We start from the raw sequence: 22,257 nt of genomic DNA, 5'->3' as shown, positions 1-22,257 counted from the left end.
AGATTATGGATGATTACAGACGCTGCGCCACCAGCTGCTGCATCATGTCGATATGCGCCGGCTCGTCGTTCAGCGCCGAGATATATTCAAACTTCTCGCCGCCGGCCTTAAGGAAGATCTCGCGGTTCTGCTCTTTGATCTCTTCCAGCGTTTCCAGGCAGTCTGCCGAGAAGCCGGGGCAAATCAGTTGAATGTGCTTCACGCCCTGCGCCGGCAACCCCTTCAGGGTTTCATCGGTGTACGGCGTCAGCCACGGCTCGCGGCCGAAGCGCGATTGGTACGTCATCATCACCCGCTCCGGCGCCAGCGGCAGCGTGGCGCTCAGCGCGCGCAGCGTATCCTCGCAGCGCTGCGGGTAGTCGTCGCCGAGCCGCGCATAGCGCTTGGGGATGCCGTGGAACGACAACACCAGCCGGTCCGGCTGGCCGTGCTCGGCGAACGAGCGCTCCACGCTTTGCTGCAGCGCGGCGATATAGGCCGGGTGTTCGGCGTAATCGCGAATGAAGGCCACAGAAGGCAAGCGGCGATAGCCTTTCAGCACCCGCGCCACGCCATCCCATACCGCCGCGCTGGTGGAACAGGAATATTGCGGATAGAGCGGCAACACCACCAGGTTAGTCACGCCCTGCGCCAGCAGCTTGTCGATGGCTTCCGCCAGGCTTGGCGAACCGTAGCTCATGCCCAGCTCCACCGGCGTATTCGGCATGCGCGCCGCCAGCGCCCGCTGTTGGCGGCGGCTGTACACCAGCAGTGGCGAGCCCTCTTCCATCCACACCGACTGATAGAGTTTCGCCACGCGCGGCGAACGGATCGGCAAGATCGCGCCGTTGAGGATCGGCCACCAGATCAGCGGCGCCGTGTCGACCACGCGATCGTCACTGAGGAATTCCTTCAGATAGCGTTTGACCGCCGACGAGGTCGGCGCATCTGGCGTGCCCAGGTTCACCAGCAATACGCCGTGTTTCTCTTGCTTCATCTCAGTTCCCCTCATTTCCTTTCCGGCCGGCATTCCGTTCTGGGTCGGGATGTCAGCAGCCATTAATGCCGGCTATTGTAACGGAAAAGTCCTGCATCGAAACCGATAACAGCAACAGGCTATGCCTGTGGGCTTCTTCCCTGCGCCAGCTGCCATACCGCCGCCACGTTGCGCGCCGTCACCTGCAGATTGCGATCGGCGTCCGCCAGCGCTTCTTCCAGCGTCACAATGCGATCGAGCACCGAAAACGCCGCATCGATGCCGTGCTGATGCACCACCGAATAATCCGGCGTCAGGCTGCCGGCGATGGCGATCACCGGCACGCCGTGGCGCTTGGCCACCCGCGCCACGCCAATCGGCGTTTTGCCGTGAATCGACTGGCTGTCCAGCCGCCCTTCGCCGGTGATCACCAAATCTGCATCGCGCACCGCCTCATCCAGGCGCAGAGTTTCGGTGACAATCTCGATGCCCGGCCGCAAGCGCGCGCTGAGCATGCCGAGCAGTGCCGCCCCCATGCCGCCCGCCGCCCCCGCGCCCGACTGGGTGAGCACGGCGCGGCCAGTTTCCCGTTCCAGCAGCTCGCCGTAGTGGTGCAGCGCCGCATCGAGCTGCGCCACCATCTCCGGCGTCGCCCCCTTCTGCGGCCCGAACACCGCCGACGCGCCCTTTTCGCCGCACAGCGGATTATCGACGTCGCAGGCGGCGGTCACGCTCACCCGTTGCCAGCGCGCGTCCAACCCGGCGAGATCGAGGTGCGCCAGCTGCGCCAGCGCCGCGCCGCCCACCGGCAGCGGGCGACGATCCTTATCCAGCAATTTAACGCCCAGCGCCTGCATCATCCCGGCGCCGCCGTCGTTGGTGGCGCTGCCGCCGATGCCGAGAATGATCGCCTTCACGCCGCGTTCCAGCGCCGCCAACATCAGTTCGCCGGTGCCGTAACTGGTGGTGATGCGCGGATCGCGCCGGCCGGGCGGCGCCAGATGCAGCCCGGAGGCGGCGGCCATTTCAATCACCGCGGTTGCGCCATCGCCCAGCAGGCCATAGAATCCCTGCACCGGCTCCCCCAGCGGCCCGGTGACCGTCACCTGGACGATCTCGCCGCCGGTGGCCTCCACCATCGACTCCACCGTGCCTTCACCGCCATCCGCCATCGGCAACTTCACGTAGTGCGCCTGCGGGTAGATTTGGCGGAATCCCCGCTCGATGGCGTCGGCGACGCCGAGCGCGCTCAGGCTCTCTTTGAAAGAATCCGGGGCAATAACCACTTTTTTCAGCGTTTTCATCACTGTTCCTTATCCCGCCAGGTTAAATACGCCAAACATCAGCGCCGAGATTGCCGCGATGGTGAACCCCACCAGCGTCTCATACGGCAGCAGCTTCAGCCGCTCGTGCACCGCCATATTGACGCTGCCGCCGGTGGCGTGGAAGAAGCTGCCGTGCGGCAGGTGATCCAGCACCGTGGCGCCCGCGTGGATCATCGCCGCGCCGGCTAGCCCGCTCACCCCCAGTTCCAGCAGCGTGGAGCTGAACACCCCGGAGGCGACGGCGGTGCCGGCGGTGGTCGACGCGGTCGCCATCGACATCAGCGCGCCGGACAGCGGCGCCAGCAGCCAGGCCGGCAGCCCGGTGTGCGTTAAGCCGTTAATCAGGACATCCTTCAGCGCCGAGTTGGCGATGATGCCCGCCAGCGTGCCGGTGCCGAGCAGCATGATCGCCACCGGCGCCATGCGCGACAGGCCGGAGACCATAAACTGATTGCACTGGCGAATGCGCCCCATCAACAGCGCGCCCGCCAAACCGCCGGCCGGCAACGCGATCAGCGGATCGACGGCGATCCCGGCGATCGGCCGCAGCGACAGCAGCAGGATCGCCACCAGCGGCGCGCTGATCGCCGCCGCGAAGCCCGGCCGCGCCCCTTCGGCATGCTGAGTCAGCTCTTCGGCCATCACCTTGCTGCCTTTATCGCTCAGGCGGCGCGCCAGCAGATAGGCCACTACCAGGCCGCACAGCCCCGGCACGATGCCGGCCATCATCACCGAGGTGAGCGGCACGTGGAAATTGTCCGCCGCCGCGATGGTGTTCGGGTTGGGCGACATCACGTTGCCGGCCTTGCCGCCGCCGATCATCGCCAGCAGGATCGCCGCGCGTGAAATGCCGGCCTTCTGGGCGATCGACAGGGCGATCGGCGCGACGGTGATCACCGCCACGTCGATAAACACCCCCACCGCCGTCAGGATCAGTGTAGCCACCGCCAGCGCCAGCAGCGCGCGGGTTTCGCCCACCTTGCGCACGATGGTTTCGGCGATGGTGTGCGCCGCGCCGGATTCGATCAGCACCCCGGCCAGCACCCCCGCCGCCAGAATGCGCATCACGGCGTTGGTGATGCCCTGCGCCCCACCGATCATCAGCGTCACGGTCTGCACCAGATCGGCGCCGCCGCACAGCCCGCCCGCCAGCGCGCCGGCAATCATGCCGTAAGCCGGCGGCACCTTGCGTAGAATCAGGACGATGGCGACGGCTAACGCCACCAGCGCCCCCAGAGTGGATACGGTTGTCATTGTTGTTTTCTCCGTGGTTGATGTGCAGGCCAACATATCGCGCGCGCCCGGCGCAGACCTGAGGGAAAACAACAAAAAATCGCCGGGGGAACGGCGCGGAATTTGTGGGTTGGCACAATTCAGTCGTGCATCAGCATGCCGATATACAACCGCAGAGCATCGGTTAATTGATTGATTTTCATGCCGGTTATCGCTTCGATGCGCTGCAGGCGATAACGCAGGGTATTGACGTGAATATGCAGCTGCGCGGCGGTCTGCGTCTGATCACAATTCTGCGAAAAATAGTGGCGCAGCGTGCTGCGCAGCACGCCTTTTTCGTCCTGTTCGCCCAGCGTTCGCCAGGGACGCCCCAGCTCTTGCGCACGCCAGTCCTCTCCCAGATCGCACAGCAGCGACGGCAGCGGATAGTCGTGGTAGAACAGCGTGGCGTGACGCAATTTCAGGCGTTGCGCCATCGCCTGGGTGGCGCGCGCCGTCAGGCTGGAGCGGTAGGCGCTTTGCGGATCGTCGTAGAAACCGCCGACGATCAGCCGCACCCGAAAGCGGTGCTTGAGCTGGTTTTGCAGACGCTGCGCCTGTTGGCGCTCCAGCTTCAAACTCCATTCGCCCTGAGCCATGCAGGCCGGGCGCAGCAGGGTCATTTCATTGAAGCCGGTAATGGCGATCAACGCGTCGCGCTGGGTGGCCTCCAGCTCCGCCAACAGCTCGCGCAGCAGGTGCGGCTGCGCCTCTTGCAGTTCGACGATCCAGACGATGCGCGCCTGGCGCAGATCCAACCCCAGATACGCCGCCATCGCTTCCAGCGACGCGGTGTTCGGCTGTGGCTGCAGCAGCTGATTCGCCAGCTCTTCCCGGTAGCGTTTTTCCCACTGGTGCTGATCCAGCAGCGCCGCCTGCTCCACCATCATCTCCGCCGCCATCTTGACCAGCTCGGCGTAGGCGCGCACCTCGGCCGGCTCGCCGGAAATGCCGATCACCCCCACTCGCTGATTACGAAAGCTGAACGGCAGGTTGATGCCAGGCCGCACCCCTTTCAGATGCTCGGCGGTGGCGCGATCGATCTCCACCACCCGATTCTCCGCCAACGCCAGCACCGCGCCCTCATGGCGCTGAAACAGACGCTGCGGATTGCCGGAGGCGATGATCACGCCATTGCTGTCCATCACGTTGACGGAATGGCTGATGATGCCCATCGCCCGCTGGACGATCTGGCGCGCGGTGGCTTCCGCCAGAAGAGTGGTTTGTCTGAGCATGCCCGGCTCCCTGCTGAGGGTGAAAACGCAGGCTTGTTATACGCCATTTGGCGTGGGCGATTAACGGGCACGGTTGCAACAAGCCGCCGCGATCACAATTTGGCGGCAAAACGGCAAAAAAAACGCCGGGCCACGGGCCCGGCGTCATGCACAATGCGCTTGCGATCAACCGAGGATGGTCGCCAGCTCTGCGCTCACTTCGGCCACCTTGCGGGTGCCGTCGATTTTGCGGTATTGGGTGTTGCCCGCTGCCGCTTCTTTGCTGTAGTAAGAGATCAGCGGCGCGGTCATCTGATGGTATTCCACCAGGCGCTTGCGTACGGTCTCTTCCTGGTCGTCCTTGCGCGTGGTCAGCTCTTCGCCGGTCACGTCGTCTTTGCCTTCCACCTGCGGCGGGTTGAACTTCACGTGGTAGACGCGGCCGGACGGCGCGTGCACGCGGCGGCCAACGATGCGGTCAACGATCAGCTCGTCCGGCACGTCGAACTCCAGCACGAAGTCCACGTTGATGCCGGCTTCTTTCATCGCGTCAGCCTGCGGAATGGTGCGTGGGAAACCGTCCAGCAGGAAGCCCTTGCGGCAATCTTCCTGAGCGATGCGCTCTTTGACCAGCGCGATCACCAGCTCATCGGTCACCAGCTTGCCGGCGTCCATGATCTCTTTCGCCTGCTTGCCCAGTTCACTGCCGGCCTTCACGGCTGCGCGCAACATATCACCGGTGGAGATTTGCGGAATGCCGTATTTCTCCATGATGAATTGAGCCTGAGTACCTTTACCAGCGCCCGGAGCGCCCAGCAGAATGATACGCATTGCGTAAATCCCCTTGCTATGTAGTTTTTATAAAATTGCGAAAACGCTCAACGATACCATTTCAGGGGGGGCAGGCTCAAGGCGCGCGAAGGAAATCGATTGCGGAATGTGCAAAAAAACCGACGAACAAAAGGCGAGAAAAGGCGGGGAAAAACCGAAAATGCGCCCCTAACGGTGCCGTTAAGGGCGCATATCTTCAACTTTAGGCGGACAGCAACTTGTTCATGCGGCGGATGAACAGGTTCGGATCCTCCAGCGTGCCGCGTTCAGCCAGCAGCGCCTGATCCAATAACAGGTCGATCCATTCGGCGAAATGTTCGTTATCGCCCACGTCGGATGCGCGTTTGACCAGAGCATGTTCCGGATTAAGCTCGAAAATGTACTTCACTTCCGGCGCCTGCTGACCGGCGGCGGCGAACAGCTTGGCCATCTGGGTGCTCATTTCGTCGGCGTCGGTTACCACGATCGCCGGCGTATCGGTCAGGCGGTGCGTCAGGCGCACATCCTTCACGCGATCGCCCAGCAGGGTTTTCACGCGTTCGATGAACGGTTCCAGTTGCTTCTCGGCGGCCTTCTGCTCTTCGGTTTCATCCGCCAGTTTATCCAGCGCTTCATCCGCCTTGCTGACCGATTGGAACGGCTTGCCGTCGAACTCGGTCAGGTAGCTCATCATCCACTCGTCGATGCGCTCGGACAGCAGCAGCACTTCGATGCCTTTCTTGCGGAACAGCTCCAGGTGCGGGCTGCTCTTGGCGGCGGCGTAGCTGTCGGCGGTGATGTAGTAAATCTTCTCCTGCCCTTCCGCCATGCGGCCGACGTACTCTTCCAGCGATACGGTCTGCGCCGAGCTGTCACCGTGGGTAGAGGCGAAGCGCAGCAGTTTGGCGATCGCTTCCTGGTTACCGTTGTCTTCCGCCGGGCCCTCTTTCAGCACCAGACCGAACTGCTGCCAGAATTTCTGGTAGCCTTCGGCGTCGTCTTTGGCCAGCTTATCCAGCATCTGCAACACGCGCTTGGTCAGCGCGCCGCGCAGGTTTTGCGTCACACGGCTGTCTTGCAGGATCTCGCGCGATACGTTCAGCGGCAGATCGTTGGAATCGATCAGGCCGCGCACGAAGCGCAGATAGTTCGGCATGAACTGCTCGGCGTCGTCCATGATGAACACGCGCTGCACGTACAGCTTCAGGCCGTGCTTGTGATCGCGGTTCCACATGTCCCACGGCGCCTGCGCCGGGATGTACAGCAGGCTGGTGTATTCCTGCTTGCCCTCAACCCGGTTGTGGCTCCAGCTCAGCGGATCGGTGAAGTCGTGGGCGATGTGTTTGTAGAACTCTTTGTACTCTTCGTCGGTCACGTCAGCCTTGCTGCGGGTCCACAGGGCCTGCGCCTTGTTGATCTTCTCCCAGGTGACGGTGTCGTCTTCTTCGTTTTTGCTTTCGATCTCCACCGGCAAGGCGATGTGATCGGAATATTTGCCGATCACCGAACGCAGGCGCCAGGCGTCGAGGTACTCATCTTCGCCTTCGCGCAGATGCAGGGTGATTTCGGTGCCGCGGGTCTCTTTGGTGATGTCGGCGATGGTGTAGTCGCCTTCGCCGGCGGACTCCCAGAACACGCCTTCGTCATCGGCGGCGCCGGCGGCGCGGGTGCGCACGGTCACTTTGTCCGCCACGATGAACGCCGAGTAGAAACCGACGCCGAACTGGCCGATCAGTTGGCTGTCTTTCGCCTGATCGGAACCGATGGATTCCAGGAACGCTTTAGTGCCTGACTTGGCGATGGTGCCGAGGTTTTCAATCACTTCTTCGCGGCGCATGCCGATGCCGTTGTCGGCGATGGTCAGGGTGCGCTGCTCTTTATCGAAGGACAAACGTACGCGCAGCTCGCCGTCGCCGGCGTACAGCTCCGGCGCGGACAGAGCGCGGAAGCGCAGCTTGTCGGCGGCGTCAGAGGCGTTGGAAATCAGCTCACGCAGGAAAATTTCTTTGTTGGAGTACAGCGAATGGATCATCAAATGAAGCAGCTGTTTTACTTCAGACTGGAACCCGCGGGTTTCTTGACCTTTCATACTCATTGATTACCTCAAAAGACAATGGCTACCAAAATCGAACAATGAGGATCAGATGAGGGTCAGGGTGTTGTTTTTCAAGCGGACGGCGGGATTTTTTTGGCAAAAAACAATGGGGCCGGGCGGCCCCATCCGGGAAAACATCAGAACTTGATGGCGTGGCGCCCGGCCAGCGAATGCGACAGCGTGGTGCCATCGACCATCTCCAGCTCGCCGCCCACCGGCACGCCGTGGGCGATGCGGCTGGCGAGCACGCCATACTGGCCGCACATCTCGGCGATGTAGTTGGCGGTCGCCTCCCCTTCCACAGTCGGGTTGGTGGCGAGGATCACTTCGGTGATGCTTTCCTTTTCCAGCCGTTGCTCCAGGCGATCCAGACCGATATCGCCCGGCCCGATGCCGTCCAGCGGCGACAGATGCCCCATCAGCACAAAGTAGCGCCCGGCGAACTGGCCGGTCTGCTCGATGGCGTGGATATCCGCCGGGCTTTCCACCACGCAAATCTGGCCGTTTTGCTGGCGGCGCGGATTGGCGCAGATGGTGCAGACGTCCTGTTCGGTGAAGGTGCGGCAGTCGGCGCAGTGGCCAATCTCCGACATCGCGCGCGTCAACGCCTGCGCCAGGCGCATGCCGCCGCTGCGATCGCGCTGCAGCAGTTGAAACGCCATGCGCTGCGCCGATTTCGGGCCGACGCCCGGCAAACAGCGCAGCGCCTCCATCAGGGATTCAAGGAGCGGGCTGGTTTGCATCAGAACGGCATCTTGAAGCCAGGCGGCAACTGCATGCCGCTGGAGACGGAGGCCATTTTCTCTTTCTGAGTCTCTTCGATGCGGCGCGCGGCGTCGTTAAACGCCGCGGCGATCAGATCTTCCAGCATCTCTTTGTCGTCTTCCATCAGGCTAGGATCGATCTCCACGCGGCGGCAGTTGTGCGCGCCGTTGATGGTGACTTTCACCAGGCCCGCGCCGGATTCGCCGGTCACTTCCAATTTGGCGACTTCTTCCTGCATCTGCTGCATTTTTTCTTGCATTTGCTGGGCTTGCTTCATCAGGTTGCCCAGACCGCCTTTACCAAACATAGTCGTCTCTCGTCGCTAGGGCCGCGCACCTCGCGCGGCGTTTAAAGGGGGCGAATACTCTCTTCATCCAGATCCGCGTCGAAGAATCGGCGCAGCGTCTGAATGTTGGTATCCGCTTCGATGGACTGGCGCGCCTGCGCCAGTTTTTCTTCATAGATGGCTTGTCGCCACTCCAGCGGGGTGCGCCCCGCCGGATTATCGTCCTCCACCACGGTCAGCTCAATCGGGCCGCCGTACAGCTCACCGAGCGCGTCGGCCAGCGTCTTCTGCGCCGAAGGCGAATTCAGATGGCGCTGCGAAGACCGCAGATGGAGGTTAATTTTGCCCGGCTCCGGCTGCTGCTTGAAGGCGTTCAACGCCAGCTGCTGCACCAATTTCGGGATCTTCAGCTTATCGATTTCTGCCGCCCAGGCGTCGCGCTCCAGCGACTCCACCACCAGCTTGGCGGCCAGCTCCGGCGTTTTCTCATGTTCCAACGCCGTGCGCAGCGCTTTCGGCGTCGCCAGCGGTTCCGGCGCCGCTTCCGGCTCGGTTTGCGCGCGCCAGCGATAGGCTTCCGGTTTCGCCGGTTTTTCCGGCACCTTCTTCTCCGCCAGGCGCTGCTGGCTGCGCTCGGTCACCGAAGCCAAACGCCCCAGCGCCGAGTTTGCCGGCCGCGCTATTCCTGGCGCCGCCGGCTCATTCTTTTTTGGTGTGGATGCTCCCTGCTGTCGTTGCAGCTGGGACCGCGCTTTCAACAGCTGGGCGGTGGCATCCGGTAAAGGGGCCGATGATTGTCGCTGCGGCACGGCCGGCTGCCCTAGCGGCGGCGGCGCGTCCTGAAACTGCGGCGGCTGTGGCGATGCGGCCTGCTGCGGCTGCGCCATCGGCGCCGGCGCGGTCTGCACCAACGCCACCGGCTCCGGGATCACCGCTTTCGGGTGAAACGCCAGCGCGCGCAGCAGGGTCATCTCAACCCCCATGCGGCGATCCGGCGCATAGGCCAGCTCTTTGCGGCCCACCAACAGCGTCTGGTAGTAAAGTTGCACATCGGCCGGCGGCAGGGTGCGCGCCAGCTCGCGCAGCCGTTGCTCCACGGCGGCGTAGTGGTTGTCGAGCATCGAAGGCAACAGCTGCACCATCGCAATGCGATGCAGCAGCGCCAGCGTCTCCACCAGCAAGTTTTCCCAGTCCACGCCGCGCGAAGCGGCCTGCGCGACCTGCGCCATCACCTTTTCGCCGTCGGCGCTGACCAGCGCTTCGAGGATCGCCAGCGGCTGCTCGTCATCGAGCGTGCCGAGCATCTGGCTGACGGTGGCGGCGGTCACCTGCCCCTGCCCCATGGCGATCGCCTGATCGGTCAGGCTCAGCGCGTCGCGCATGCTGCCGTCGGCGGCGCGCGCCAGCAGCTGCAGCGCACGGGCGTCGCTGGTGATCTGCTCCGCCGTCAGCACCGTTTCCAGCTGCTGACGGATCTGATCGACGTCCAGCGCTTTGAGGTGGAACTGCAGACAGCGCGAGAGAATGGTCACCGGCAGCTTTTGCGGATCGGTGGTGGCCAACAGGAATTTGACGTGCGGCGGCGGCTCTTCCAGCGTCTTCAGCAACGCGTTGAAGCTGTGGCGCGAGAGCATGTGCACTTCGTCGATCAGGTAGACCTTGAAGCGGCCGCGCGCCGGCGCGTACTGGACGTTGTCCAGCAGATCGCGGGTATCTTCCACCTTGGTTCGGGAAGCGGCGTCGATCTCGATCAGATCGACAAAGCGCCCCTGCTCGATCTCGCGGCAGTTGTCGCATTGGCCACATGGCGTGGCGGTGATGCCGGTTTCACAGTTCAGGCCTTTGGCCAGCAAGCGGGCGATGGTGGTTTTCCCCACGCCGCGCGTGCCCGAGAACAGATAGGCGTGATGGATCCGCCCCAGTGAGAGGCCGTTGGCCAGCGCGGTCAGGACATGTTCCTGGCCGACCACGTCTGCGAACGTTTGAGGGCGCCACTTACGGGCGAGAACCTGATAGCTCATTAATACCGGAGAAGTCGAGGAATCTGGAGGGTCATGCTAACACAGCCCCGCGGCGATCCGCGAGGCCGTTGTGCCCAAGGGGCAATGCCGCATCAATGGCCGGCGAAGTCCACCAGGCAGTAGCAATCGATGCCCAGCTTGTTCAGACGCGCTTCCCCGCCCAGATCCGGCAGGTTGATGATGAACGCGGCGTCGTTCACTTCACCGCCCAGACGGCGGATCAGTTTGGTGGTCGCTTCGATGGTGCCGCCGGTCGCCAGCAGATCGTCCACCACCAGCACTTTGTCACCCGCGGTGATGGCATCGGTGTGGATCTCCAGCTTGTCGGTGCCGTACTCCAGCTCATAGCTTTCGCTGAGCGTGGCGCGCGGCAGTTTGCCCGGTTTGCGCACCGGCACGAAACCGACGCCCAGCGCCAGCGCGACGGGCGCGCCGAACAGGAAACCACGCGCTTCGGTACCCACCACCTTGGTCACGCCCGCTTCGCGATAGCGCTCAACCAGCAGCTCGATGCTGGCGGCATAGGCCAACGGGTTTTCCAGCAGGCTGGTCACGTCGCGGAACAGGATGCCCGGCTTCGGATAATCCGGGATGGTTTTGATACTGTCTTTAATAAACTGAAGCTGCTGCGCAGTAGCGGTCATAATTGTTGCCTGATAAAACTGCCTGAAAACCGGCGCGCCGCTCACCCGCCGCCCCCGGGAGAAACACACCGGAGAAGAAATGGCAGGCGATCCGCGCACGAAAACGCCCAAATCTATGCAAACTGGCGGACAAATGCAACTCTCCCCTGCATCTTTCAACCCGCAGCGTTGTTGACTGCACGCATTCCCCCCGGTCACTTACCTAAGTAAGCTTCCGGGGATGCCTGCGTTTGTCGCCTGGCTGCGGCTTGAAAGCTATTGAGGAGTGTAAGGTACAATCAGCGCTGTTTTTGTTGCGGCAGGTCAATAACCGGCAGACGCAGCATAAAGGTCAGCAAAATGGCCAGCATCAGCAGCAACAGCCCGCGCACCCACCAGATTTTCACCAGCCACAGCGAACAGGCGAAGGTCAGCACGATCACCAGCACAGCCTTCCACTTCGCCCCCGGCGGCAGCGCGCGATGCTGCTGCCAATGGCGCAGATAAGGGCCAAACCAGGAACGGTACAGCAGCCAGTGATGAAAGCGCGGCGAAGAGCGGGCGAAGCACCAGGCGGCCAATAGCAGGAACGGCGTGGTCGGCAGCAGCGGGAGCACCACGCCCAACGTCGCCAGCACCACCGCCAACCAGCCCAAAATGATCAATAACCCACGCGTCATGCGGCTCTTCGCTCCTCAATCGGTTGCGGCCTACTGTAGCATCGGCGCCGCGCCGGCGGAATATGCATGCGGCGCTTGTTTCACAACAGCATCGCGGGCAAGCTTACGCCTGTTGAAATCAAGAGGGAGCTTATGTGAGCACTCAGCGTCTATTACAGGTGTTGGCACAGCAGATCGCGGCGCTGGCGGCCGAAGTGACCCCGCGCGGCGACGTTCCGATCCCGCAGGCGCGCTTCGACGCCGCCCTGTTCGCCAATCGCGGCACGCGGCTGCGCGACTACCTGGCCGAGGTGGAGAAGAATTTCGCCCAGCTGCAAAGCGCCGCCAACGACAACCGCACCAGCCAGGTGGCCTTTCTGGCCGAAAAACTGGTGGCTCAGATCGCCGCCCTGCAGCGCGAGCTGGCGACCCAGGCGCTGCGGCGCAAGAACCAGCCGAAAGAAGCCCCCGAGGCCGATCTTTACCACAAGCTGGCCGAGCATCAGGACTACGAACGCCGGCTGATCGCCATGATTCAGGATCGGGAAAGCCTGCTCGGCCGCCAAACCACGCTGGCGGCGCAGCAAAAACTGCAGCACGAGCTGGCGGCGCTGGAGGGGCGGCTGATGCGCTGTCGTCAGGCGTTGGCGCGCATCGAGCGCAATATCGAGCGCAAAGAAAACGGTTTTTGAAGATTTATCACAATATTTTAATGATTATTCCCGGTTGCGCGCCGGGTTCACTATACTCTGCCGGTATGCGAGTTATTCATCCCATTAATTAATAAGCGCAGGTGCTATGTCTCTGGAAAACGCCTCACCCGAACTGCAGCTGGCGGTAGACTTGATTTACCTGCTGGAATGCAACGAGATCGATCCGGTCACCGCACTGGCGGCGCTGGATATCGTCAAACGGGATTATCAGGAAAAGCTGCAGCGCGCCGGCGTCACCTCGCCCTATCTGCCCGCCGGACAGTAACCAGGGACAGCGCCGCGCTGTCCCTTTCGTCTTTCAACGTTCATCAGCCCGCCGTCTGGCCGCCGTCGTCCGGCGACAGCGTTCTTTTCACTTCCTGCACTTCGTTGCCCTGCTGGTTATGCAGATACACCTCCAGCTGGTTGAAAGCGATGTCGATGTCGTTTTCCCGGCACAGGCGGTCGATTGAGCGGTTCAGTTCATCCACCGTGTAGCTGCGATCGCGCAGTTCGCGCACATAGAGCCGCAGTTCGTGATCCAGCGTGCTGGCGCCGAAGTTGAGGAAGAACACCTGCGGTTCGGGATCGGTCATCACCCGCGGGTTGTCGTGCGCCGCCTGCAGCAACACCTTTTTCACCTTGTCGAGATCGGAGCCGTAGGCCACGCCGACCTTGATCAGCACGCGAGTGATGGTGTCGGACAGCGACCAGTTGATCAGCCGCTCGGTGACGAACGCCTTGTTCGGAATGATCACCTCTTTGCGATCGAAGTCGGTAATGGTGGTGGCGCGAATGCGGATCTTGCTGACCGAACCGGAGAAGGTGCCGATGGTGATGGTATCGCCGATGCGGATCGGGCGTTCGAACAGAATGATCAGGCCGGAGACGAAGTTGGCGAAGATCTCCTGCAACCCGAAGCCCAGCCCGACCGTCAGACCGGCGGCCAGCCATTGCAGTTTGTCCCAGGAAACGCCGAGCGATCCCAGCGCAACCACGGCGCCCACGGCGGTGATCAGGTAAGTGAGCACGGTGGTGATGGCATAGGACGCCCCCTGCCGCAGCTGCAGCCGCGACAGCACCACCACCTCCAGCAGACCAGGCAAGTTGCGGGTGAGCACGTAGGCGACGATCACTGCGGCGATCGCCACCATCATGTTGCCCAGCGTCACCGCCTGCGCCACGCTGCTGCCCGCCACGGTGCTGGTGTAATGCCACAGCGTGATGCTGTCCAGATAGGCGATGACCGTCACCAGATCCGACCAAATGGCATAGAAGGCGCTGGCGAAGATGGCGAACAGCACCAGGGTGGTCAGGCGCAGCGACTGCTGGTTGATCTGATCGAGCGCCAGCGGCGGCTCTTCCACCACCGGTTCACCGCCTTCGGCCCCCTCTTTCGCCACGTTTTGCCGCCGCGCCAACGCGCGCCGGTAGGCCAGACGCCGCGCCGCCACGCTCAGACCACGCAGCGCGGTCAGGTACACGATATTCCACAGGAAAAACAGATACAGGCTGTCTATCCAGCGGCTGGCCAGTCGCAGCGTGGTATAGAAGTAACCGGCGAACATCAGCCCCAGCAGGATCAGCGGCGTGGCGGCGATGGCTGTAACTACCATCAGCCGCACGGCGTGCGAGCCCTTTTCGCGCCAGCTGTCGCGACACAGCGGGAACACCAGCACCGCGAGCAGCGCCAGCGTCAGCATCACCACGATCTGGCCGATAACGTCTTCCACCAGGCGCAGCGGCGCTTTTTCGCCCAATACCGACCAGAAGATCAGCGGCTGCAGCGCCAATCCCAGCCGCAGCGTCTGCCGGCGGTAATGCGCGCACAGATTGGCGCCGAAGTTGAAATGCCGCTCGGCAATGCCGCCCGGTTTCAGCATCCGATAGCTGAAGCCGAACACCAGCCACGACAGCGCCAGCTGCTGCGACAATGCCCAGATAAAGTCGCTGATGCCGAAATCGGCGCGATACATCCAGAAACCGACGCCGAGCAGCAGCGCGGCGCCGGGCAATACCTTCAGCAAGGTCAGCGCGATAGCCTTCGGCGTATGCAGTTGGCCGTCGCGCTTCAGTTGCCCCACATCGCTGGCCAGCTTTTGCAAATGGCCGTCGATCAGCCGGTAGCGCCAGCGCAATACCCCGATCGCCAACAGCATCGGGATCAGGAACACCAGCGCATTCAACCCGCCCTGCACCAGCTTGCCGCCGTCGAATTTGATATCTAGCCCGGCAAGCTGATCGCGCACCGCCTCTGGCATCGCCTTCAGCCACGCCAGATCGACCGGCTTGTTGCTGTTGACCCAGAAGATCTGCTGGGTCAGCGTATCCTGCAACGAACCGTAGACGCTGGTCAGCTGCTGCTGATTGATCTGCAGGTTGATCGACAGCGACAGCTGGTTGCTGAGCTGTTTGTTCAGCTGATCCAACAGCTCGCGGCGCATGTCGACGATCTCGTTCAACGCGTCGATCACTTCCGGGCCGGCCTTTTCCTTGCTTTCGGCCACCAGCTGGTTGATGTAATCCTCCCCCTTGAACAGATCGTCGCGTTGCTGATTGATATCGAACTGCTCCAGCCGCAAATCGGCGATGCGCGTGTCCATATCCGCCAACAGCGTGCCCTGCGGCAGGCTCTGCTGCTGCTGATACAGGATGCGCGACAGCACCAGGCTGCCCTTCAGCACCTGGATCTGCTCTTTCAGGTTACGCTCCGCCTGCAGCCCGCGATCGAGCCAGTTTTTGACCCGAATATTCTGCTGGAACAGGGTGTTGCTCTCTTCGGTGGCGGCAATCAGCCGCTGGCTCAGCTGGCGGTTGACGTCCAGCTGCTTGCTGACCAGCTGATCGTGCTGGATATCGGTGGCGTCTTCCGGGTTCTGCGCCTCTTTGGCGGTCTTTTCAGACAGCGTCAACCGCTTGCTGTTGACGATCTCCTGCAGCAACTGCACTGACTTATCCAGCGCGTCGATATGCGCCGTGGTGTAGTCGCGCTGCTTTTGCAGCAGATCCTGCAGCGTGGTATTGGCTTCCAGGCTCTTGCGCTGCAGCTCCAGCTGCGCATTGAGCAGCGCCTGCTCGGTGCTCAGCATCACCTGTTGACTGTTGCGCAGCGAATCTTGCCCCGGCGTCTGGCCGCTGAGCTGGCTGCGGATCTCCTGCAGGCGCTGCGAGGCGGCGTACATGGTGCTTTGTACCCGCTCGGGCTGGGTTTGCAGCGACACCAGTTGGCTGTTGTAGGTGGAGAGGCTCTCCTGCGCGCTTTGCAGCTCGTCGAGCGTTTGATACAGCCGGCTTTCCAACTGGCGCAGCGACAGCGGCAACAGCGCAGCGCGCGCCGCCGCATTGTCCACCGGCTGCTTCAGCGCATCCAGTTCGGCAGTGACCTGATTGAGCTTCGCCGGCGCCTGCTGCACCTGCTGTTTAAGCTGTGCGGCGTCTTGCCGGTTGCGCTCGAGGGCGTCCAGCAGCTCCAGCGTGCGGGTCAAATCCTGTTGGGACAGCTTTTCGACCGGCGTCAGGGCTTTTTGCTTGCTCAGCGTTTCCAGCTGGCTTTGCACTTCGCTGCGCTGCGGCAGATCGCCGTTCAGCGCCGCCTGTGTCGGCAAGCTCAGCGCGCAAATCAGGAAAAGAAGTGTCGCGGCGGCGATGCGCCGCCGGCATGCGCCGACAAACGAGCGCGGCGCCAGAGAGGGCAGAGTCAACCAGCGATGCATGATTTAGCTTCGGAATCGGTTAAGAAGCCTGAAGATTATCACGACAGCCGGCAGGCAACGAACAACAAAAGCGTTGCCGGTGATGTCCCATTGTCGCGAAATCAGAAAGTCAGCACTTTCTCCGCCGCCAGCGTCCACTGCGCCAGCTCGACCAGCGTGCCGATCGCCACGCCGTCCGCCAGCGGCAAGCGGCTGACGCCGCGCGCGTCGGCGCAGGTCTTGCACAGCTTGACCGGCACCTGCTGCGCGGTGAGGATTTCCAGCATCTGCTGCAGGTGGTACCCCTCGTGCGGCTGCTGCCCGGCCAACCCGGCCACCACCGCATCGGACATCAGAAACAGCCGCAGATCGAGACTGCTCTGCTGCTCTTTCATGGCGATGGCCAACCGCAGCGCATTGAACAAGGATTCGTGGCCATAGGCGGCGCCATTGGCGATGAGAACGACTGATGACATGAAATCTCTCCTTATAAAGGCAGGGAGCCGGCGTTGGGCGGTGCTGCCGTCGGCATATCGGATCTGAGGCGCAAGGTGGGGCAAAACTGCAGCATCTCCAAAAACGCATCCACCAGCGCTTCGGCTTCGGCCCGCAAATCGAAACTTTCCGGCATAAACAGCCAGTTTTCCAGCAGGCCGGTGATATAACCGCGCAGGATGATCGCCGCGCGACGAGTGTGCAGATCGGCCGGCAATTGCCCGTGGTGAATGCAGTTGTACAGCACCGCTTCGATGCGTTCGTAACCGGCGAGGTACAGCACCTTGCGCGAATCCAGCAGCGGCATCATTTCACCGACAAACTCGCATTTGTGGAATATAATTTCCATCAACGCCCGCCTGCGGCCGTCTTCAACCGTAGACGTCAGAACGTAAATCAGAATTTCCCGGATAACCCGCAGTGGATTATCGGGAAACTTTGCCTGATACTCTGTTTCGAGCTGGTCAATTTTCGGCTCGGTAGATTCCCAAACTTCATTAAACAGGTCTACCTTATTCTTGAAGTGCCAGTAAATGGCTCCACGCGTAACCCCAGCAGCGGTGGCAATATCTGTCAGTGACGTTGCAGCAACGCCACGTTCAGAGAACTCTCTCACCGCAGCATCGAGGATTTGCTGTCGGGTTTCTTGCGCCTGCTGTTTGGTTTTTCGTGCCATGGCATTGTTATTTAGGGGGAGTGTGATTTACATACATTCGCGAATGTATGTACCATAGCACGCACATATAATTAACGCAGCAATGGGTTTTAAAGCTTGTGATCCATTGATCATTTTGAAATCGGACACTTGAGGTTTTTCTATGAACAAAAACAGAGGGTTAACGCCTCTGGCGGCCGTTCTGATGCTTTCAGGCAGCTTAGTGCTAACAGGATGTAACGATAAAGAAACCCAACAGCAAGGTGCCCAACAACAGGCACCTGAAGTGGGCGTAGTCACCTTGAAGGCCGAGCCTCTCAACATCACTACCGATCTTCCTGGCCGCACCGCTGCGTATCGTATCGCCGAAGTTCGCCCTCAGGTCAGTGGCATCATCCTGAAGCGCAACTTCGTCGAAGGCAGCGATATCAAGGCCGGGACGTCTCTGTACCAAATCGATCCCGCAACCTATCAAGCCAGCTACGACAGCGCGAAAGGCGATTTGGCCAAAGCACAGGCCAGCGCTTCCATCGCACGCGTGACGGTAAACCGCTACAAGCCATTGCTGGGTACCAGCTATATCAGTAAGCAGGACTACGACAACGCCGTCTCCACACTGCAGCAAGCGGATGCCGCCGTGGTGGCCGCCAAGGCCGCCGTGGAAACCGCGCGCATTAATCTGGCGTACACCAAAGTGACCTCCCCGATCTCCGGCCGCATCGGCAAATCCGCCGTGACCGAAGGCGCGCTGGTCAGCAACGGCCAGGCGACCGCCCTGTCCACCGTGCAGCAGCTGGATCCGATGTATGTCGACGTCACCCAGTCGAGCACCGACTTCCTGCGCCTGAAGCAAGAACTGGCCAGCGGCGCGCTGAAGCAGGAAAACGGCAAGGCCAAGGTGAAACTGATGCTGGAAAACGGCACCGAATATGCGCAGGAAGGCACGCTGGAATTCTCTGACGTCACCGTCGATGAGACCACCGGCTCCATTACCATTCGCGCCCTGTTCCCTAACCCGAACGATACGCTGTTGCCTGGCATGTTCGTGCGCGCCCGTCTGGACGAAGGCGTACGCAGCGATGCGTTGCTGGTGCCTCAACAGGGCGTCACCCGCAACCCGCGCGGCGACGCGACGGCGTTGGTGGTAGGGGCAGACAACAAAGTTGAGCTGCGCACGCTGAAGGCGGACCAGGCGATTGGCGACAAATGGCTGGTTACCGATGGCCTGAAAGCCGGCGATCGCGTGATCGTCTCCGGCCTGATGAAAGTGCATCCGGGCGCGCAGGTAAAAGTGCAGGAAGTTGACACTCAGGCGCAAAAACAGCCGCAGTCTGAAGCGCAGAAGTCATAAAAAGGAGCCGGTAATACATGGCTAAGTTCTTTATAGACCGCCCAATTTTCGCCTGGGTAATCGCCATCATCGTCATGTTGGCGGGGGTGCTTGCAATAATGAAACTGCCCATCGCGCAGTATCCCACTATTGCACCGCCGGCGGTGAGTATTTCCGCCAACTACCCGGGCGCAGATGCCAAAACGGTGCAGGATACCGTTACACAGGTTATCGAACAGAACATGAACGGTATCGATAACCTGATGTACATGTCCTCCACCAGTGATTCCTCTGGTAGCGTCACCATTACCCTGACGTTTGAATCCGGCACCGATCCTGACATCGCGCAGGTTCAGGTCCAGAACAAACTGTCATTGGCCACCCCACTGCTGCCGCAAGAAGTTCAGCAACAGGGCCTGAAGGTACAAAAATCCAGCAGCAGCTTCCTGATGGTGGCCGGCTTCGTTTCCGACGATCCGAACATGACTCAGGACGATCTTTCGGACTACGTGGCCTCTAACATCAAGGATCCGATCAGCCGTTCGTCCGGCGTGGGTGAAGTGCAGCTGTTCGGTGCCCAGTACGCGATGCGTATCTGGCTGGACCCGAACAAGCTGAACAACTACCAGCTGACGACCACGGACGTGACCTCCGCCATCACCGAGCAAAACAACCAGATTGCCGCAGGCCAGCTGGGCGGCCTGCCGCCGGTGCCGGGGCAGCAGTTGAACGCCTCGATCATCGCGCAGACCCGTCTGACTTCGCCGGAAGAGTTCGGCAAGATCCTGCTGAAGGTGAATACCGACGGTTCCCAGGTGCGCCTGCGCGACGTCGCTCACATCGAGCGCGGCGCGGAAAGCTACGCCGTTACCGCTCGCTATAACGGCAAGCCAGCCGCCGGTCTGGGTATCAAACTGGCGACCGGTGCCAACGCCTTGAACACCGCTAAAGCTGTGAAAGACGAGCTGGCCAAGATGGCACCATTCTTCCCGCAAGGGATGAAAGTGGTTTATCCGTACGACACCACCCCGTTCGTTAAAATCTCCATCAACGAAGTGGTGAAAACGCTGATCGAAGCCATCATCCTGGTATTCCTGGTGATGTATCTGTTCCTGCAGAACTTCCGCGCGACGCTGATCCCAACCATCGCGGTGCCGGTGGTGCTGCTGGGGACCTTTGCGATACTCGCGGCGTTCGGCTTCTCGATAAACACCCTGACGATGTTCGCCATGGTGTTGGCGATCGGCCTGCTGGTGGATGACGCCATCGTGGTGGTGGAAAACGTCGAGCGCGTCATGTCCGAAGAGGGGCTGCCGCCGAAAGAAGCCACCCATAAATCGATGGGCCAGATCCAGGGCGCGCTGGTGGGTATCGCCATGGTGCTGTCGGCGGTATTCGTGCCAATGGCGTTCTTCGGCGGTTCAACCGGCGCCATCTATCGCCAGTTCTCGATCACCATCGTGTCCGCGATGGTGCTGTCGGTGCTGGTGGCCTTGATCCTGACGCCGGCGCTGTGCGCCACCATGCTCAAACCGATCCCGAAAGGCGATCACGGGGTTAAAACAGGCTTCTTCGGCTGGTTTAACCGCATGTTCGAGAAGAGCACACATCACTACACCGACAGCGTGGGCAACATCCTGCGCAGCACCGGCCGCTACCTGATCATCTACCTGCTGATCGTGGTTGGCATGGGCCTGCTGTTCCTGCGCCTGCCTTCCTCGTTCCTGCCGGACGAAGACCAGGGCATCCTGTTGACCATGGTGCAACTGCCTGCCGGTGCCACCGAATCCCGCACCAGCAATGTGCTGGAAGAAGTCTCCGACTACTTCCTGAACAAGGAAAAGGACAACGTGGTTTCGGTGTTTACCGTCGCGGGCTTCGGCTTCAACGGTAACGGCCAGAACAACGGCCTGGCATTCGTCAGCCTGAAAGACTGGGGCGAGCGTCCGGGGGCCGAGAACAAGGTAGAAGCGATCGCCGGTCGCGCCATGGGCGCCTTCTCGCAGATTAAAGAAGGCCTGGTGTTCCCGTTCAACCTGCCGGCGATCATCGAACTCGGTACCGCAACCGGCTTCGACTTCGAGCTGATCGACCAGGGCGGCCTGGGGCACGAAAAACTGACCGAAGCGCGTAACCAGCTGTTGGGCATGGTTGCTCAGCATCCGGACGTGCTGGTGGGTGTGCGCCCGAACGGCCTGGAAGATACGCCGCAGTTCAAACTGATCGTCGATCAGGAGAAAGCCAAGGCGTTGGGCGTGAGCATCACCACCATTAACAGCACGCTGAGCACCGCGCTGGGTGGCTCGTACGTCAACGACTTCATCGACCGCGGTCGTGTGAAGAAGGTGTACGTACAGGCCGAAGCGCCGTTCCGCATGCTGCCGGAAGACATCAACAAGTGGTATGTGCGCGGTACCAGCGGCCAGATGGTGCCATTCTCCGCCTTCTCTTCGGCGAAATGGGAATACGGCTCACCGCGTCTGGAACGCTATAACGGCTTGCCGTCGATGGAAATTCTGGGCCAGGCCGCACCGGGCAAGAGTACCGGTGAAGCGATGAACCTGATGGAGCAACTGGCGTCCAAACTGCCAAGCGGCATCGGTTACGACTGGACCGGCATGTCCTATCAGGAACGTCTGTCGGGCAACCAGGCGCCGGCGCTGTACGCCATCTCGATTCTGGTGGTGTTCCTGTGTCTGGCGGCGCTGTATGAAAGCTGGTCCGTGCCGTTCTCGGTCATGCTGGTATTGCCGCTGGGGGTTATCGGTGCGTTGTTGGCCGCGACGATGCGCGGCATGAACAACGACGTGTACTTCCAGGTAGGGTTGCTGACCACCATTGGTCTATCGGCGAAGAACGCCATCCTGATCGTGGAATTCGCCAAAGACCTGATGGAAAAAGAAGGCAAAGGCCTGATCGAGGCGACATTGGAAGCAGTGCGTATGCGTCTGCGTCCAATCCTGATGACGTCCCTGGCCTTCATCCTCGGGGTTCTGCCGCTGGTTATCAGCAGCGGCGCAGGCTCCGGCGCACAGAACGCGGTAGGTACCGGCGTAATGGGCGGGATGATCACCGCGACCGTATTGGCGATCTTCTTCGTACCGGTGTTCTTCGTGGTGGTTCGCCGCCGCTTCAGCAAGAAGAACGAAGACCTGGAACACAGCCACCCGGTAGAGCACCACTGATCGCTCAGTGATGTGAGCTCCACCCGATAATCGAAAGGCCGCGCATGCGGCCTTTTTCTTTTGCTTCAGCAGGTTAATGCAAACCGTTCTCATTAATTCGCTCGTGAGTGCAATTTACGCTTGATCATGATGCCAGGTCGGCGCATAATTATTGTTATAGTATAACATTACATGAGAAGGCCA

Annotated in this window: 18 protein-coding genes and 1 other annotated feature; of the genes, 4 read left to right on the top strand and 14 right to left on the bottom strand. The window is 61.2% G+C overall.

Going from position 1 to position 22,257, the window contains the following annotated elements; genetic code table 11:
* Window positions 1-13: 13 nt before the first annotated feature.
* From hemH to MMS95_RS04470, 11 genes are all read right to left on the bottom strand, one after another.
* Complete coding sequence (gene hemH, locus MMS95_RS04520) at window positions 14-976, bottom strand: ferrochelatase (RefSeq protein WP_004940253.1); 963 nt, start codon at window positions 974-976, stop codon at window positions 14-16.
* A 119-nt stretch (window positions 977-1,095) separates the two neighbouring features.
* Window positions 1,096-2,259, bottom strand: coding sequence for a glycerate kinase (locus MMS95_RS04515; protein ID WP_242141417.1), 1,164 nt, complete (start codon window positions 2,257-2,259; stop codon window positions 1,096-1,098).
* 9 nt (window positions 2,260-2,268) lie between these two features.
* A complete protein-coding gene (locus tag MMS95_RS04510) occupies window positions 2,269-3,534 on the bottom strand; it encodes an SLC13 family permease (RefSeq protein ID WP_015376868.1) in 1,266 nt (421 codons plus the stop codon).
* A gap of 119 nt (window positions 3,535-3,653) precedes the next feature.
* Complete coding sequence (locus MMS95_RS04505) at window positions 3,654-4,787, bottom strand: sugar diacid recognition domain-containing protein (protein ID WP_021504663.1); 1,134 nt, start codon at window positions 4,785-4,787, stop codon at window positions 3,654-3,656.
* A gap of 165 nt (window positions 4,788-4,952) precedes the next feature.
* Entirely contained in the window at window positions 4,953-5,597 is a 645-nt protein-coding gene (gene adk / locus MMS95_RS04500) for an adenylate kinase (RefSeq protein ID WP_004940261.1), read from the bottom strand.
* Window positions 5,598-5,799: 202 nt separating this feature from the next.
* A complete protein-coding gene (gene htpG, locus MMS95_RS04495) occupies window positions 5,800-7,665 on the bottom strand; it encodes a molecular chaperone HtpG (protein ID WP_198524980.1) in 1,866 nt (621 codons plus the stop codon).
* Window positions 7,666-7,808: 143 nt separating this feature from the next.
* On the bottom strand, window positions 7,809-8,414 hold the full coding sequence (gene recR / locus MMS95_RS04490; RefSeq protein ID WP_004940263.1) for a recombination mediator RecR: 606 nt from the start codon (window positions 8,412-8,414) through the stop codon (window positions 7,809-7,811).
* Window positions 8,414-8,743 (bottom strand): YbaB/EbfC family nucleoid-associated protein, encoded by a 330-nt coding sequence (locus MMS95_RS04485; RefSeq protein WP_004940264.1) that lies wholly within the window; start codon window positions 8,741-8,743, stop codon window positions 8,414-8,416. Before MMS95_RS04485 ends, recR begins: the two co-directional genes overlap by 1 nt.
* A gap of 41 nt (window positions 8,744-8,784) precedes the next feature.
* The gene (gene dnaX / locus MMS95_RS04480; protein ID WP_156865259.1) at window positions 8,785-10,743 is read right to left on the bottom strand and encodes a DNA polymerase III subunit gamma/tau; all 1,959 of its coding nucleotides are present in this window, start codon (window positions 10,741-10,743) and stop codon (window positions 8,785-8,787) included.
* Window positions 9,388-9,452, bottom strand: a sequence feature (DnaX frameshifting element). (Overlaps the previous gene by 65 nt.)
* Before the next feature lie 92 nt (window positions 10,744-10,835).
* Window positions 10,836-11,387 carry an adenine phosphoribosyltransferase gene (gene apt, locus MMS95_RS04475; protein WP_015376864.1) on the bottom strand — a complete coding sequence of 184 codons (552 nt, stop codon included), beginning with the start codon at window positions 11,385-11,387 and terminating at the stop codon, window positions 10,836-10,838.
* Between the two features lie 278 nt (window positions 11,388-11,665).
* On the bottom strand, window positions 11,666-12,046 hold the full coding sequence (locus tag MMS95_RS04470) for a DUF454 family protein (protein WP_016928835.1): 381 nt from the start codon (window positions 12,044-12,046) through the stop codon (window positions 11,666-11,668).
* 134 nt (window positions 12,047-12,180) lie between these two features.
* Between MMS95_RS04470 and MMS95_RS04465 the strand changes: the two genes are divergently transcribed.
* Window positions 12,181-12,717 carry a primosomal replication protein gene (locus MMS95_RS04465; protein ID WP_004940276.1) on the top strand — a complete coding sequence of 179 codons (537 nt, stop codon included), beginning with the start codon at window positions 12,181-12,183 and terminating at the stop codon, window positions 12,715-12,717.
* A gap of 106 nt (window positions 12,718-12,823) precedes the next feature.
* Window positions 12,824-13,003: a pleiotropic regulatory protein RsmS gene (gene rsmS / locus MMS95_RS04460; protein ID WP_004940278.1), complete on the top strand. Its 180-nt coding sequence runs from the start codon at window positions 12,824-12,826 to the stop codon at window positions 13,001-13,003.
* A 43-nt stretch (window positions 13,004-13,046) separates the two neighbouring features.
* Here the strand turns inward: rsmS and mscK are convergent, their stop codons facing one another.
* The 3 genes from mscK to acrR form a co-directional block, all read right to left on the bottom strand.
* On the bottom strand, window positions 13,047-16,430 hold the full coding sequence (mscK, locus tag MMS95_RS04455) for a mechanosensitive channel MscK (protein ID WP_242141416.1): 3,384 nt from the start codon (window positions 16,428-16,430) through the stop codon (window positions 13,047-13,049).
* Window positions 16,431-16,531: 101 nt separating this feature from the next.
* Window positions 16,532-16,885: a DsrE/DsrF/TusD sulfur relay family protein gene (locus tag MMS95_RS04450; protein ID WP_004940282.1), complete on the bottom strand. Its 354-nt coding sequence runs from the start codon at window positions 16,883-16,885 to the stop codon at window positions 16,532-16,534.
* 11 nt (window positions 16,886-16,896) lie between these two features.
* Window positions 16,897-17,580, bottom strand: coding sequence for a multidrug efflux transporter transcriptional repressor AcrR (gene acrR / locus MMS95_RS04445; RefSeq protein ID WP_049810854.1), 684 nt, complete (start codon window positions 17,578-17,580; stop codon window positions 16,897-16,899).
* A gap of 142 nt (window positions 17,581-17,722) precedes the next feature.
* Here acrR and sdeX point away from each other — a divergent pair, with 142 nt between their 5' ends.
* Both sdeX and sdeY read left to right on the top strand, forming a co-directional pair.
* Complete coding sequence (gene sdeX / locus MMS95_RS04440; protein ID WP_015376861.1) at window positions 17,723-18,910, top strand: multidrug efflux RND transporter periplasmic adaptor subunit SdeX; 1,188 nt, start codon at window positions 17,723-17,725, stop codon at window positions 18,908-18,910.
* A gap of 17 nt (window positions 18,911-18,927) precedes the next feature.
* Complete coding sequence (sdeY, locus tag MMS95_RS04435; protein WP_242141415.1) at window positions 18,928-22,074, top strand: multidrug efflux RND transporter permease subunit SdeY; 3,147 nt, start codon at window positions 18,928-18,930, stop codon at window positions 22,072-22,074.
* The last annotated feature ends 183 nt before the right edge of the window (window positions 22,075-22,257 follow it).

Origin of the sequence: Serratia sp. PGPR-27, from assembly GCF_022678525.1 — a bacterium.
GTDB classification, from domain to species: Bacteria; Pseudomonadota; Gammaproteobacteria; order Enterobacterales; family Enterobacteriaceae; genus Serratia; species Serratia nematodiphila.
The sequence above is the reverse complement of the archived record's forward strand: the minus strand, read 5'-3'. Positions and strand labels throughout refer to the sequence as shown.